9 protein-coding genes are annotated in these 16,235 nt (G+C 44.0%); 6 read left to right on the plus strand and 3 right to left on the minus strand.

The features are described from left to right. Nucleotides 1-501 precede the first annotated feature (501 nt). On the minus strand, nucleotides 502-4,512 hold the full coding sequence (locus RMY27_RS23810; protein ID WP_322667356.1) for an AAA-like domain-containing protein: 4,011 nt from the start codon (nucleotides 4,510-4,512) through the stop codon (nucleotides 502-504). A 34-nt stretch (nucleotides 4,513-4,546) separates the two neighbouring features. Next, nucleotides 4,547-6,064, minus strand: coding sequence for an AAA-like domain-containing protein (locus RMY27_RS23815; RefSeq protein WP_322667357.1), 1,518 nt, complete (start codon nucleotides 6,062-6,064; stop codon nucleotides 4,547-4,549). Between the two features lie 637 nt (nucleotides 6,065-6,701). Between RMY27_RS23815 and RMY27_RS23820 the strand changes: the two genes are divergently transcribed. The 6 genes from RMY27_RS23820 (at nucleotide 6,702) to RMY27_RS23845 (ending at nucleotide 13,688) form a co-directional block, all read left to right on the plus strand. Beyond that, complete coding sequence (locus RMY27_RS23820; RefSeq protein WP_322667358.1) at nucleotides 6,702-7,079, plus strand: hypothetical protein; 378 nt, start codon at nucleotides 6,702-6,704, stop codon at nucleotides 7,077-7,079. Between the two features lie 58 nt (nucleotides 7,080-7,137). Next, the gene (locus tag RMY27_RS23825) at nucleotides 7,138-7,701 is read left to right on the plus strand and encodes a hypothetical protein (RefSeq protein WP_322667359.1); all 564 of its coding nucleotides are present in this window, start codon (nucleotides 7,138-7,140) and stop codon (nucleotides 7,699-7,701) included. A gap of 254 nt (nucleotides 7,702-7,955) precedes the next feature. Further along, complete coding sequence (locus RMY27_RS23830) at nucleotides 7,956-8,705, plus strand: hypothetical protein (RefSeq protein ID WP_322667360.1); 750 nt, start codon at nucleotides 7,956-7,958, stop codon at nucleotides 8,703-8,705. 1,648 nt (nucleotides 8,706-10,353) lie between these two features. Beyond that, nucleotides 10,354-10,590, plus strand: coding sequence for a hypothetical protein (locus RMY27_RS23835; protein WP_322667361.1), 237 nt, complete (start codon nucleotides 10,354-10,356; stop codon nucleotides 10,588-10,590). Between the two features lie 11 nt (nucleotides 10,591-10,601). Next, nucleotides 10,602-11,777, plus strand: a complete 1,176-nt coding sequence (locus tag RMY27_RS23840; RefSeq protein WP_322667362.1) for a PrsW family intramembrane metalloprotease — start codon at nucleotides 10,602-10,604, stop codon at nucleotides 11,775-11,777. Nucleotides 11,778-11,882: 105 nt separating this feature from the next. After that, nucleotides 11,883-13,688 (plus strand): mechanosensitive ion channel family protein, encoded by a 1,806-nt coding sequence (locus RMY27_RS23845; protein WP_322667363.1) that lies wholly within the window; start codon nucleotides 11,883-11,885, stop codon nucleotides 13,686-13,688. 207 nt (nucleotides 13,689-13,895) lie between these two features. Here the strand turns inward: RMY27_RS23845 and RMY27_RS23850 are convergent, their stop codons facing one another. Further along, nucleotides 13,896-16,019 (minus strand): M13 family metallopeptidase, encoded by a 2,124-nt coding sequence (locus tag RMY27_RS23850; protein WP_322667364.1) that lies wholly within the window; start codon nucleotides 16,017-16,019, stop codon nucleotides 13,896-13,898. Nucleotides 16,020-16,235 lie beyond the last annotated feature (216 nt).

The following is a 16,235-nucleotide window of genomic DNA, read 5'->3' on the forward strand; positions in this document are numbered from 1 at the left end:
TTCTTTTAATCCTTTTATTCAGAATACTAGGAAAGTGACAAAAGAGGGATAAAACCTACTTGTTAAGCAAAATCCTTATTAACAATAAATAATACATACGCGACCTCGCCAAACTGCTTCTGATCATCTTCCATACACAATGGACAGAAGCGCAAATGAGAAGGCATCTTAATGAATCCAGCAACAATTCCCAAGCGTGTATGAATTTTTGAGCCATTATCACCGCACATATCCTGCCGAACTAATTGAAGTCGCTCTAGTGGCAGGAAAGGTCAATAAAAGGGTAATAAAGTGTGATTGTCTATGAAATCATCAACTGTGTAAGAATGTCCGGTGGGTAAAGCAGCAACAAATCTGTTCAATTTGCTTGGTAGATCAACAGTTGCGATCGCATCTAAAATCAAGTATTTCGGAGTCGGTCGCTCTAAACCTTGATAACTTTGTTGCCTAAATTTTTAATCAACCATGAAATAACTTGATGAAATTCTTTGGCTAACAGGCTTAACCGGATGTATTCGAGTAGGCTGGAGGAATCGTTTTTTCCACCTGACAAAGAGATTGACGATCGCCCAAATCTGGATGCTTTTGCAAATAATCTCGTATCCACATACAACCAGAGTGCAATATCTGGTTACTATCTAAAACGCGATCGAGTTGCCAGAGAATCACAACATCATCTAACCCGGCAGATGCTAGGATTGCTCCTTGATGCTGGGTAGAGGGGTAAAAGGCAACATTCAATGCTCGCTGTTCATGTCCTTCCAAAGTAGCGCGAAGGATGCCATCTAGCGACCACAGTTTCACAATATTATCCCAACCAGCAGAGGCTAAGACAGTACCCCAGTTGTCGGGGAGCCCAGAATCAGGGGGAATGAAGGTGATACCATTTACCCGATCTGTGTGGGCGGGAATGGTGCGAATTAATTTACCTTCTAACGACCACAGTTTAATTGTCGTGTCCTCGCTGGCTGTAGCAACGAACTTTCCATCAGGACTAAAGGCGACATCCCAAATAGTCTCGTTATGGCTTTTCAGGGTGAATTGCGGCTGAGATGGAAACTTCCCGTTTGCATTCCTGTGCCAGAGGCGAAGAAACGTATCTCGACCGCCGATCGCTAACCATTGGTTATCAGGGCTAAATGCTCCAGCATTGAGGCGATCGCGGTTTTTAGGTAGGGACTCACTCAGGGTTTGGATGAAAGTGCCATCCCGCTTCCAGAGTTTGGCTGTGCCGTCCCAACTGATGGAAGCTATTTCTAGCCCGTCGCGACTAAACATCACATCCCGCACTGTTGCGTTATGGGCTGAAATCGTTTTTAAGGGTTTTCCCTGCATCGTCCATAAAGTCAAGGAACCATCATCGCTACCTGCGGCGATGTCCTTCCCATCTGGGCTGATATCCACTGACCAAACCTGTCCCGGTGGCGGGGTTAAGGTGTTGAGCAGTTGTCCGGCTCGATTCCAAAGCTTAATGGTGCCGTCAGCACTAGAGGAAACGATTGTTTGCCCATCAGGGCTAATCGGCGTGTGCCAAACAGAGGCACGATGACCCCGCAATACCGTGAGAATATCGCTTTGCCGCTGCCACAGCCGCACCAAGTTGTCTTCACCACCGGAAATCAAACGACGACCATCGGCACTGAAAGCTATTTCCCATGTACCGTTAATATGGGCATACAGGGTTTGATTGACAGTTCGATCGCTGTTCCAAAACTTAATTGTGTTATCCCAACCAGCTGAAGCGAGGGTTTGTCCATCGGGGCTAAAGGCGAGAGTCACCACGCTGCTGTCGTGTTCTGTGGCAGTTTCCAATAAAGTGCCAGTGACAGTCCACCAGATAACATTACCAATCCAGTCTCCAGCTACCAGAGTTTGTCCGTCAGGGCTGAAGGTGACGCTCATCAGACGGTTTTTGCCTTTTTTGGATGCGATGGGATTATTCAGTGTCCGAATTTTCTTACCCTCCAGATTCCAGAGGATGAGAGTATTATCATCACTGACCGAGGCTAGGGTGTTAGCATCAACAGGACTAAACGCCACCTTTGAAACTGCACCGCTGTGTCCCTTAAAAGTGCGAATCAAGCTGCCGTCGATGCGCCAAAGTTTTACTGTCTTGTCGTTACTAGCCGAGGCAATCCATTGTCCGTTAGGGCTGACGGCGAGCGATCGCACCCAATCTTGATGTCCGTTGAGTATTTTAACCAGTGTACCGTCCAGCTTCCACAGTCGCACAGTGCCATCTTGCCCAGCCGAAATTAGTTTATCGCCTTTGGGAGTAAAGGTGACATCAAAGACTTCTCCTTTGTGACCGCCAAGTACTTTTACCAATGTGCCATCGCTTTTCCACAGAGTAATCTTACCGTGTTGGTGAGCAGCAGCGATTGTCTGTCCGTTGGCAGTGATGGCAATACCCCGCACTTTTCCCTGTTTACCGTTTAGGCGGTTGCGTTCAATGACTTGAAAGGTGGCACGGCGCAATTCTCGATCTACCTTGGTAAATAACTCAGCAGGCACATCCGACAATTTGCTCAATCGAGTCTGGGCTTTGATGGCACTGACTAAAGCATCTAATCGATTCCCAGAGGCAAACTGAGCTTCCGAGACGTTAGCGATCGCTTCAATTTCTCGGACAGTGGCTTGATGTCTTTGAGCGAAGGCATACATTCCCAAGAAACTCGCGACGACGAAAGCAATACTAACAGTCCCCAGTAGCCACTTTTGCAAGCGACTGGCGCGTTTTTCTTGTTGCAGCCGCTTTTCAACTTCTTGCAGTCGCCGCAATTCTTCTTGTCGTTTCAAATCATCTAAGTCGGTGCTGGTGCCAAACCATTTCACCACCTGTCCGCTTCCATCCTTGATGGGAATCGCCCGATTGAGAAACCAGCGATAGTTTCCCGCGACATCTTGTATTCTCAGTTGCACTTCATAGGGTGAGTTGGTTTCTAGGGAATGTTTCCAGGCGACAAGGCTGTTGGGGCGATCTTCAGGATGAACCAAATCCAGGCTTTTCCAGTCCGTCACCTTTGAATGCGATCGCCCCAAAAAGGTACTTAAGTGCTGGTTGGTATAAGATAGTCTACCATCTGGCTCTACAATCCATACCATCTGGGGCATTGCTTCTGCTAGTTGCCGAAAGAACCTTTCGCTTTCTTGCTGCGCCGCAAATTGCCGCCGGATTTCTTGCTGTTCTGCATCCTGACTGGCGGCCAGAAATTGGTAATCTAAATCGCTGAGGCTTTTGTTTTGCGCCCACTTTTGGGCATCAATTAGAGCTTGTCCCCGTAAAAGCCGGGATGTATCCTGTTTTTGAGAAGCAATCCAAGCTGATACTGTTTCATAGTAGGGACATAGTTGATTTAATTGTGCTTCTACCCATTCCCGATTAAAAACGTCTTGATATATGCGATTGCGGATTTGCAGATATCCTTGATATTTAACTACCAAACCAGAAAGCAGTAGTTCTACCTGTTCTCGACTGTCGTCGGCTGCTACGGGAATAGCTTGTAAAAGTTGCTGATAGATTGCGAGTAATCTACTAATGCGCTGACTATTGTAAAGTAAGCGATTGCGAATTGTGCGTAAATGCTCTGGTTCGTCTTGAGATTCCCAATTGTTAATGATTTGCGATCGCACTAAACACTCTATCCAATCTGCTTCCTTACCTGGTGTAATTTCCAAAGGTGGGCTAGTTTTGCCGTTGTTACTTTCTAGATTCATCCCTTGGCTGTAATGCTGTTGCTTGGTTATTACCATCAACTGACATAATTTTTGCGTTAGAAATGGCTGTCCATTAGTCCAAGCAATAATTTCTTTAAATACCCTTTGGGGATTGTTCACAACTTGCTCTAATCCCACTACCAGAGGTTGAGCCTCTGCTAATGTAAACCCTTCTAAATTAATAGCAACACCAATATTAAAAGGTGTTTTGAGTTTATCTTGAATTAAATCAGAGGGAGTTGCAACCCCAAATAAAGCAAAACCCAGTCGTTCGTATTCAGGATTATGGACTCTTTGTTGATAACAAGCCCGAATCCACGCATAGAAATCATCTATGCCAAAGCTTAATTGCAGCAAACTATCAATTTCATCAATGAAAATAAAAATCCGATTGTTACTCAGGTTTACTAGCAAAATATCTTCGATAAAATTGCCCAAGCGTTGGATGAGTGAAAATTCACTTTGTTCTTGCCACCAAGCTGCAAAATCGATTTTCTTAGCTAATCCAAAACTATGCAGCAAGCGGACAATTATGCCTTTATAAAATTGTGTTTCGGTGAGTTCTTGGCTGCGTATCTGCGTAATATCAATGTAAGCACAACTAAAGCCTTCATTTTGTAATCGTTGCTTGGTATGTACCAGTAGTGAAGACTTACCTATTTGACGACAGTTGAATACATAGCAAAATTCCCCTGCTTTCAAGGCTGTATAAAGTTCAATGTCTGCTTGCCTAGTAACATAGTTGGCAGCATTAGCATTTAGACAACCACCAACTTTGTAAATACTTGTGTTCATAATAGCAAATCATAATTTGCTGAACTTTGTCTAATTACAACTCCAGATATTTTTTTAAGAAGTCTCGATATAATTGACAACTAATCACCCATTTTTGTTGCTGCAATTTAATTAACCCCATATCTTCTAATTTGTAGGCACTTAATATATCTAGATCGATATTTTCATTTTTTGTGAAAAATATTTTCATACTATCTAATAATTGGGTACTTCTTTGTAATTTATTTAATAAATTTTGTAAGTATTGACGATAAATTCCTAATTCTGTACTTGCTGTTAGCAAAATATCTTCTAAGGTTAATTTATGATAGCGCAGATGATAAAGAGTAATATTGATCAATGCTGGATGTCCCCCGATTAATTCCATTAGCTGCTGCACTTGCTCATTTTCTTTCCAATCTATTCCATATCGATTTGCTAACTCAATTACATGTTCAGAAGTAAATTCCAATAATTTCAAGGGTAGCCCAATATTAAAGGGAGATTGATTAATATCAAGAGAAAAATCAACTTCTGTTGAATAAACAATTACTAACCGTAACTTTGGCCATACTTCATCCTGTTGCGCTTCTTCTTGCCACGAACGTAACAGAGGTAGAAATTCATTGGCTAGTTCGGGATATTCAAAAATATGCTGAACTTCGTCTAATACTAATAATAAAGGTTTTTCTAAAGGTGCAAGCAAACATTCTTTTAAATAAAGAGTGCAGCTGAGTTTACTACCTATTTCTTCGTCCCAATGTTTATCGATATTAAATTCTATGCCTAGTTGACGAGCTATACTTGCAGCTAACCATTGCATGAATAATTGAGGTTTTTGCAAAACATCAATATCAACTTGAGCGATATTGAGTTTTGCTGTTTTATAGTCTAATGTTTTGGCATGAGCTAAAATCCGCAACATCAAAGATGTTTTACCCATGCCTCGACAACCTTGAATGCGAATAACGCATCCCGGTTGCGTGATTTCTTGATATGCTAGTTCTTCTAATGGAGGACGAGGGATATAGAATTTAGAATCTAAAGATAAAGGAGCGCAGGGATATTTTATATATTCACTAATCTTTGCTTGAATGTTGCCATCGCTCTGTTTTTTGAGTGTAATTTCACTCTTAATTTTCTCTTCACTGAGAAATATGGAAACAATTTGGGATGGTGCAGTATTTGGTATGATTGTTTGTTGTTGCACAGAATTATCTGAATTTTGAGATAAATCTCTAACTATCAACTGTCGCTGTTCTTGGGAATATTCCTGATAAAAATCAATGTCATTTTCATCATAAATAGTGTAGTCATCTTCATGCAACGTTAAATCAAAAGCACTAAAGCAGATTCGCATGGTGCGCGGATCTATCCTCGAATTCAAAGACCACAAACGGCTTAAAGTAGAGGTGGAAATTCCAATGCGATCGCCTAATTCTACTTGTGTAAAACGTTTACCTCCTCTTTTTTGTCTCTCTTCTTCCAAAATTGCAGTTTGCAATCTCTTCATCCCGACAGCAGTTAGAACTACTCCTCTTTTTCGCAGTGATTTATTTTTGTCTTCTTTCATTTCTAAATGAAATTTTTAACTTGTTTTCATATTAATTTTGCTCAAAAGCGGTTTCCAGCCTTAAGTGACGTATATGATGTTTTAATCGATGTAATCTAAATATTACCAGATATTTGCAACAGTTTAACTGATGTAAGTGAAGTTTTTGAACTGGGAAAAAATCAATTGATTTTTTAGTAGTGACAAAATAAAACATGATTAAAAAATAATAAGAAAAGTTTTAAATGTCTATGTAAGCAGAAATAAAATTTGTATATAAAAATACAAAAATTTTTAAGCAAATGAAGTATTTTATTGCCCAATCCTGAGATTACCAAAGCTACAGCCTATATAAGAGTGTTTTCAGGTAATTTTCCTGCAAGTAAGTTAACTGATTTATCTGCACTTGAGGTAAATAAGAAAACATGGGAAATTTGAAGCTGTCTAAAATATTGGCGTTGCTCAATCAGAACTATGAAATTCTAAAATTACTTTTTTTCCTTCGTAACTTTGTGCCTCAGAAAGCAGGAACGCCTAAAGGCGAATGCTTGAGACAATCGCAACCTACAGTTATGTCAAACTTTAACTATCACCCTGACATCTGTGTTCTTGTCCTATCATTATTATTTCCATTTTTTAAATAACAGGATTGAGCGCCATGAAAAGCGTGGAGAAAAAAATCATTGCTCTTTGTTTTATCGCTGCTGGGAGTCTTTTCTGGAGCATGGAGGGGCTGGTTAGCTCTGCCCAAGCTCAAAGCTTTGAACCTGTTTCAATAATCATTTCCGAATCTTCTAAACCTGTCACCTACATGACAGTACTGGACAAAAATACAATCGTCATCCAAATTACGGAGGGCGAATTTAACTTCCACGGCTATCTGGAACGGACATCTGGCAATACATTCATTGGCGAAAACGAGCAGGTGCGCGTCATCTATAACCGAGGTACTAAGCAGGTTGTGGTGATTAACAAAAAGACGGGGACTGAGTTTTACAACTACTACTTCTCTGATACCAATGAAGGGGCGCTTTAGGTTCAAGCAATCCAATTTGTAATGATTCCTAAAATATTGGCACTCTTGAGAAAACAACATGAAAATAAACCGTTTAATTCCGATCGTTGCGAGTTCCCTAATCATCACAATTGCCCTCAATGCCCAGGCTCAAAATGCTGGAGATCCTGTTCGCGGACTTCAAGATTTAGTGAATGTTCGCGGACGAGATGGAGAAGCCATACTCCAAAAGCGGGGCTATAGGTTTCGCTGGGCTGAAAAATCTGATGATTCTACTTATAGCTTTTGGACTCAAACTAAAACCGGTCGGTGCATTAGCGTGAGGACAGAACAAGGTCGCTATGTCTCTCTGGCTGATACCGGAACCACGGCAGATTGCGATCGCGGAGATAGAAAACGTCCTCAAAATACAGGCAATTCGTCTTCCCGACCTTTGTCAGACCTAGTAGGAGCGAGGGCTGGTCAAGCAGAGGGCGAATTGCGGCAGAGGGGATATACCTATCGCCGTAACGAAAAAGTGTCAAATACTTCTGTTGCTTCATTCTGGGTTGAAGGCAACTCAGGTAAGTGTGTAGAAATAGTTACCTCAAACGGTCGCTATCAAAACATCTTTTACGTTGATTGGCATCACTGCCATAGATAATCTAATCCCGTTGTTGTGTCTAAACCATTTCAACAGAACTCATAACACTGATTGACACTGGCAAAATTCTCTATGATTTGCCAGCGTTTTAATGTTGCTAAGTACCCCCCTTGAAATTAGCCAGAATCCGGTCATTTCCAAATCTAGACAGAAGCGAAAAATCATGAGTTCAATGCAAATCAACAAAGAACACAATCTCATTCAAGAGCAAGCCTTAACCCCAACTATACAAAAATAAGAGATTGAATATTTTTATGAATGCTAAAGTTTTCAAACAAATTCATCTAGACTCTATGCAACTAATGAAAAGCTTGCGAATATTAGCCCCTACTATTGTGGGTTTATTAACTCTGACAGTCACTCATCCTGTTAACGCTCAAGCAGCGATCGACACTTTAGACAACGGTAATCTGAGTGTGACTGGTATGAGATCGGGAAGTGGCTGCACTGTCCTTTTTAATCCTCAAGGGGAGATCCTTCAACAGGGTCGATCCTGTAATTCAACAGAAATCCGTAAAGCCGAGACAGCGATCGATACCTATCTCCGGGAGCAAGGCGCACCTGAGCGCAACAGTGACGACTCAATGCGGCAAAAACTGACCTTAATCTGCTACGGTGAAGGTCGCAAACCAAGTCTTGAAAGCCGCAACAGCTATGAATGGAACTCACGTCGTCATCGCTATGAACTGCAAAATCGTGTAGAGTCTTCGACAAAGGAATTCGATTCTGAGGTTCAAGTCGAGATTCGTAATATGCAGGGAAAAATTCATCTGGGCGGAAGGCTCATCCCGCCAATTAATTCCGGCGGTACTAATGGATGGTGGAACCTCAACGATCTCCGTGTCACACCGGAGCAAATCACGGGTAAATACCGAGTAAATGGGCTAAACCATCCGCGTGTTGAGATCGATCGACGCAGTGGACGAATTGCCATTAATGGGATTGAGGATTTCCGTGGTACTTGCGATTCCGGCGACTGGAGCAGTGGCAGAACTCGTTTTTAGTCTGTTGTATTGTTGGGTTTCGTCAAAACTAAAGACGAAACCCATGTCTTCGCAGTTGAAAACTCGCTCTATCGGTGGCATCAAGATTTCGTTTTGGTGCAGACGCGATCGCATTGCTCCCTTCGACACTAGCTAATAGGCGAAAAATCGAGGTAAGTCTAAATAAATACTAAAAATAGAACGATAAAACAAAAATCAAGATAGATTTAGATAAATTTGAATACCATCAACAACATAGTACCAATCTTCAAATTTGAAGATTAATACTTTTGCTTAAGGTAATTTAATTAAGCTGAATAGTTTGCTGATTAAGTTAGAAAAATAAACAATGAATTGCTGGCGCTGGAGAAACTATCACATGGGAAACTCTGCCTTGACTCTTATTGGTAGTGTTTTAGCCGCCTCGGTTATCACCACATCGCTCACATTTAGCTTCACTGCACCGTCGTTAGCTCAGGCTCATACGAGCGTAAGGTTTTCCGCTGGCAAAGACAACACTTTTATCCGGTCTTCGGTTACTGGCAACCAATACCATGACTATATTCTAAATGCGCGGGCAGGGCAGAGCCTCTCGGTTTCGTTGATTACCAAAGGAGCAGCATACTTCAACATTCTCTCACCAGGCAGCACAGATCGGGCAATTTATAACAGCTCAATATCGGGCAATGACGGAAACGTTCGTTTGTCACAGAGTGGCAACTATACCGTTCGTGTGTATCTAAAGGGTGGCAGTAAGGACAGAAATCGAACAGTTCCTTTTGAACTTTCAGTCGGTATCTTGTGATGGTTGCTTTTCAATACTAGAGAAAAGCTTGAAAACTGTTGGAAGCGATACGTTTATCACATTGCTTTTAACAGTTTTCTCGATCGCTGGAAGTGCAACAGTCTAAACACCTCCAACAGCGTATTAAGTGCGGGATCTTAGGCAGAAATTTTCTGCCCAATATAAGGGAACTCCAAAAAATAAATTATCCAATTTTTGGAATCACAACGACTTTTCCTCCCCCTGCTCCCCTGCCCTAAAAGCGTACCCCATTGGGGAAGCAAGCTACGCGTAGCGTCCCGCAGGGATGGGATATTTTTTATTTGGAAGTCCCTAATATAGTCCGGCGGCTACCAACGACCATCTTTTGAGACACGGCAAAACACAAATCACACCAATTTTAAAAAAGAATGCAACAGATACATACGGACATACCTTTGTTCTGTCTAGCTTTCCTAATTTTGAATTTTGAATTTTGAATTTTGAATTGGTATCACCCTCATCAGCTTCACGCCTGTTTAGCACCGCAAAAAGGAAAATTGTATGTCCCCCCTAAGACACGAAGCCCCTGTACCAGTTGAATATCGACTGCTTGGACTCGATCGCCGGCTCATTTGGCCGACGGTGAGCGTTTATCTTGTGGTGTTTTTATGGTCGGGAGTCATGCCAGCCATCAACGAGGCTGTTCATAACAAAGAGGTTTTAGCAGGGACAGCTTATAATGTCGGCCCTGTAAGTTTTACGCCAACCCAAGGCTGGGTGATAACTCAGACCCCATCCCCTGTCGGGAGTTCATCAAACGCAGTGGTCTTCAAAGATGGCGTCACGTTTAGCGTCAAGAGCGGCGTCTGGAAGGGAACTGCCGAGGAACTCCTCAACCAGATCGTGAAAGACCAGAATGAATTTATTGTCGAGGGTAAATTAGTTCCTGTTACAACACTGCAAAAGGTTGCCGGAGTAGCTAAGAGAATTAATGGCCCCGACTATATTGGTCTACTGCTTGCATACGTCGATGGCAAGGGTCAGGCAGTCGAAGTGATTGTGAAGGGCCCGGCCGCTACCTCCACACAACTGGAGCAACCGATCGCTGACATGATTCAGAGCATCACATTTAAACCATAGGAGGGCAATTCGTGACTAGCACTTCAAAGAGTGAGGACACAATCCGCAAGGCTGCCATCGATCGTTCAGGCTGGAGCAATTCCGTCCGATTTTTTCAGCCGCACAACCCGGCGTGCTACTTGTATTGGTTGCTCGTACTCAAAGGCATCTACGGCTTCTGCCAACTTTTGTTCGCCAACGCCATCTATCCCACTGCTCTGTTTATTGCCCTCTCCGCTGAGGCACTATATTGCCTGCCTTGGATCTGGTTTCTCACGCACAAAGATCGGTATGAACGTGAGCCAGCCAAGCTCGCGCTGCTCGGCTTTCTCTGGGGCGGACTAGTAGCGCCCTGGGTTATGGCGCTCCCTGGCAATAATGCAATCCTATCGCTATTTGCGAAGCTGACCAGCCTCGACTTTTATAGCCATTGGAGTCCGGCTCTCACGGCACCCATCGTGGAAGAAAGCTCCAAATTCGTCGGGCTGGTCATGCTCGCTTTACTAGCACGCAACCATGTCCGCAACGCCTACGACGGGTTTCTGCTTGGTGCGTTTGTGGGTCTCGGCTTTCAGGTCTTTGAAGACGTGTCTTACATTGTGCTCGCCCCCAACGAAAGCTTCGGATCGCAGCAGGTCGCTAATGCGTTGCAGGTATTGGTAGTGCGTACAGTGAGCGGTTTCTGGAGTCACTCGCTCTACACGGCAGTTGCGGGTACGGGGTTTGGCTACTTCCTCGAAGCGAAAAATCGCTCGTTCGGACATCGGCTCGCGGTTTTAGTAGGTTTCTTTCTTTTGGCTTGTCTGGCTCATAGCTGTTGGGATGCCGTTGGTGGGTTTATCGGCTTCGGGCTCATCGGCATCGTCATTGGAACGGTTGCGATTTTGCTTGCGTGGCGGTTCTCCGAGCAGCGTCAACGCAAGTTTGTCCGCGTCCTGCTGGCTGACGATGTTGCAAACGGAATCGTGACAGAAGCTGAACTGGCTGCGATTTCCAACCGACCGAAAGATCGGCGAGCTTACCTGAGAGAGATCAAGTCCTCATCCGGGCCTGACGCGGCAAAACGCGCTGGGTTGATACTTGATGCGGCGATCGATCTTGCAGCGGCAATTGCATCTACGGACAGTTTCGATAGTCCGGCAGCCAAAGCCGCACGTGCGGAGATTGCGAGGGTGCGCGGTGTCGCACAGTCAGGTAGATTAGAGTAGATTCCAGCCGAAATGCCGAGGCGATCGAGAGTGCCTGATACAGTAGAGCATGACTCCAAGAGCAAGGCTTCAAGATCGAGTTGCTCAATCACTTTACCAGAGATTATGTTCCTGTTTAATCGCTTCCTCCATTCAATAATTCGGTTTGTGCTAGTCAGCGTGATGACGATCGCAATAGTACTTGGTTGGAGTGCGATCGCCTACAGTCAACTGTCCTCATCACCCACCGCCGCTTCTAACGATCCGTACAAACCGCCTAAAGGCGTCACCCGTCTCGGTGAATATGAAATTGCCAACGTGAATTCACCACTAGACAAAAACCTTTTATTTAAGGTTGTCTCTCCCACTGTTTTTAATCGCGACCAACCGCCAGAGGGAAGTCTTCCTGTGGAAGTACGTGCTGAAGAAATTACGCAACGGCTGATGCGAGCGCTCGATAGAGCCAACAAAGCCCAAGAAACTCCCATAATTTCTGTTGCCACCCTGAATAACCGCCTAATCCTCCAGCTCAATGACGATCAAATGTCCCGTTCTTTAAGGCTGGTGACAGTGACAGAGCCAGATGCTGACTACTATGGGAAAACCCTTGAGGAATTGGCCCAGGAGTGGCAAAAAATATTACAAGCAGAAGTGGAACGCATCGAGCGACTCTTCTCACCTAAAGTATTGTCTCAACGGGTTGGCCAGGCACTACAAATCAGCATCGGCTTGGTGTTGGGCAGTGTTGTGTTATGGTTCCTGCGGCGAACTCTAATTCGCAAACAGACGGTATTGCAAGCTCGTTATCAAGAGCATATAGCTGAGGCAAAAGAGGCTGCGGTCAAACGCTCTCAGGCAGAAACATCGGCCAATATTCAGGCAATCGACACCAGCGAATCAGAGGCACACACCATCGCCGATGGGCGATCGCAATTTCTAGAAATCATCCAGCGACAGTTCACTCTCAAGCGCCAACTGGGGATCTATTCTTTTCTTACCTTGCTACTGTTTTGGGCGTTTATTCTCGGATGGTACATCGGGATTGTGGTCATCATATCTCGTGTCCCCTACCTGATGAAATGGTGGAATGACGCTTTAGCCCGTCCCCTCGCGCTGCTGATTATTTGGTTTTTTATCAGTGTTGTCATTCGTATCGGCAAAAGCTTAATTGACTACATCACCGATGTCTGGACAACCCATCCCTCTCTCCCTTTGAGTGAAACTCAACGGATTACTCTGCGATCTGCAACAGTTTCTGGGGCACTAAAAGGATTAATCACCTTTGTTTTGATTACCTTCGGTATCTTGCGGACTCTAGACATTTTTAATGTACCCACTAGTTCAATTTTGGCAGGGGGGGCTGTCATCGGTATTGCAATTTCCCTTGGTTCTCAAAGTTTGATGAAAGATTTGGTCAATGGCTGCTTAATTTTGATGGAGGATCAATTTGCTGTGGGAGATGTGGTTGAGATTGGGAATAAAAGCGGACTGGTGGAAAATCTCAACCTACGCGTGACTCAACTACGCAATGGCGAAGGTAAGTTAATTACCATTCCTAATAGCAATATCACTGATGTCAACAATTTAACCCGCCTTTGGTCGCGGGTAGACTTTTCTATTGTGGTGGCCTATGAAAACGACCCGAAGCAGGTTTTAGAAATTCTCAGGCAAGTATCCCAGCAATTGTATAGCGAAGTGGAATGGCGCGATCGCCTGCCAGAATCGCCCGAAGTCCTGGGCATTGATGACCTCTCCCACACGGGTATGCTAGTGCGCGTTTGGATTAAAACGGCACCGATGGAACAATGGAATGTTGGGCGAGAGTTCCGTCTACGAGTGCGCCTAGCCTTTGAAGCAAACAATATCCAGATTGGCAGACCACAATGGATTACTTACAACACAGATTTGGCAAAGTCTCCTTTTCAAAATTAGCCTTTGTGTAAGAAACTTGCAGTGAAAAAAATATCCGATATTAGTTACAGCAGTTTTCATGTATTTGAACCACATCTGTCGTAGGGGCACAGCAATGCTGTGCCCCTACTGCGTATTATAGTCAGTTTAGCGATGTTGGAACTAAACCCTTACCCTTTGCCCTTTTCCCTATCTACACAGGTCAATATTAGTGTGTTGAATTACTACTTACCATATCTTCACGCGGTCTTTTTCATCCAACCACATAGCATCGCCCGGTTTGATGCCAAACGCCTTGTAAAACCCATCCTCATGCTGAAAAGGAGCAAAGCCACGATAAGAGCCTGGAGGATGGGGATCGGTTGCTGTCAGTTGGCGAAGAATACCTTCATTGGTTTTCATAGCCCACAACTGAGACCAGGCAATAAAGCAACGCTGTTGGGGTGTGTAGCCATCGATCTTTTGATTAGCTTGGGGATTTTCTTTCAAATATTTTTGTAGCGCTTCATAAGCTAGACTGACCCCACCAGCATCAGCCAAATTTTCTCCTACGGTAAGTTTTCCGTTCAATTTCAACCCCGGAAGCACTTCAAAAGCATTAGCCTGTTTCACCAATTTATCGGTCTGGGCTACAAACTTAGCAGCATCTTCATCAGTCCACCAATTCTGGAGATTACCTTGAGCATTGTAAAGTCGCCCTTGACTGTCAAAACCGTGAGTCATTTCATGACCAATTACAGCTCCCATAGAACAAAAATTCACGGCTGCATCGCCCTTACTATCGAAGTATGGTGGTTGTAAAAAAGCCGCAGGGATCTCAATTCCATTTTTACCTGGATCGTAGGCTGCATCGACTATGATAGGCAATGTGCCTTCTGGGTCGTTGAACTCATCACGGATTACTGATTTGCCCAACAAGGCCAAATTGCGACGGGAGAGAAATTCTTTGATCCGTATCACGTTGCCAAAATAGTCATCCCGTCGAATATCAATACTGGAGTAATCAATCCATTTCTCTGGATACCCTACTTTGATTACCATACGGTCAAGTTTTTCCAGGGCGGATTTACGGGTAGACTGACTCAGCCAGCGATTCGCTGCCAACCGCGTCCTGAACACAGATTTGATTTGTCCAATCATATCTTCTACCCTTTGCTTAGATTGGGGAGAAAAATATTTTTTGACATAGAGCTGAGATAAAGGATGACCCAATAATTGAGGAATCTGACTGGATATAATTTCAGCACGGGGTGAAAGCTGAATTTTTCCATAGCGACTCTGAGCATAGGCAAGCGCAGGCTCGTTAAATGCGGGAGTCAGATGGGGTATGCTTTGCAGCAATACCACCCAATGGAGATAGGTCTTGATGTCTTCTATCGGGTATTGCTTGAGTATCTGGTTTAGCTCTGCCAATGCCTGAGACTCGACAACAATGACATTTCCCTTGGTCGGTAATCCCAACTTTTGAAAATAGGTCTTGACATCGAAGTTGGATAGCAAAGACTCAAGCTCTGCAAACGACATCCTTTTGTATTTCCGGTTGGGGTCTCTTTTTTCTACAGGGCTGAGTTTTTTACTGGCAAGGCGAGTCTCTATTTCCAGAATTTTCTTAGCTGCGGCTGCTGCTTTTTCAGGAGAATCGCCAGCGATTTTTAAGTTGTCTGTGATGAACTTTAAATAGGCACTGCGGATAGCAGCCGTGTCTTGATTCAAATATTCTGCTTGATTTAGGAGGGACAGTTTGCGATCGCCTACATAGACACTGTTGATGGTTCTATTCTGGGTATCTGCTCCAATCTCAACCCCAAACATCGGGATATCATCTCCACTGAATATGACTGACAAATCGGCAAGGGTTTCCGTCAAAGTCTGAGGAGAGTTGATAGCCTCAACACGGTCAAACATTGGCTTGAGAGGAGAAACCCCCAAAGCTTTCAGCCGCTTCTCATCCATGCCTGAGCTATAAAAGTTACCAACTTGTTGCAACGGGCTTCCTTTAGATGCCTTAGTGCTTTGAGCAGCTGCTTGTGACACTATTTTTTGCACCTCCTGGGAAACCTGCTTGTTTAAAAAATTATTATCGGACGCTCGCAGAAGGTCTGGGGTAAGTTGCACACCATCGAGCCATTTACCTGCTGCAAATTTCTGGAAATCCTGCTTGGGGTCTACCGTGGTGTCTATTTTACTTACCGAAAAACCTAGAGGAAACTTAGTATGAGAAACTTGTTCGGCTTTGCTGCTATTGGATTGATTACTGCAAGCCGTAGTGTAGGGTATGGCGGAAATCCCCAAAATTAAAAAGATACTGCTGGTTAACCGAGGAAAGGCAGAAAATTTCTGATTGTTTTTCATGTTTATCGAACAGAATTCAGGAGTCAGGAGTCAGAATTCGGCAATGTTTTTTGACCGAAAAAGCGGATAGCGCAGCGTTAGCGAGTACTCGATAGCGGAGCGTTAGCGAGTCATCGAGCGTCGCGTCTGAATAACCGACGTTTTTGCACCCCCACCAAATTGAAAATTTGGTGGTCAACAAGAAAGTCGCGGGTCTGAATCCCCGACTGATAGCGT

It is taken from the genome of Nostoc sp. DedQUE09 (genome assembly GCF_034530915.1).
Classification (GTDB): domain Bacteria; phylum Cyanobacteriota; class Cyanobacteriia; order Cyanobacteriales; family Nostocaceae; genus Nostoc.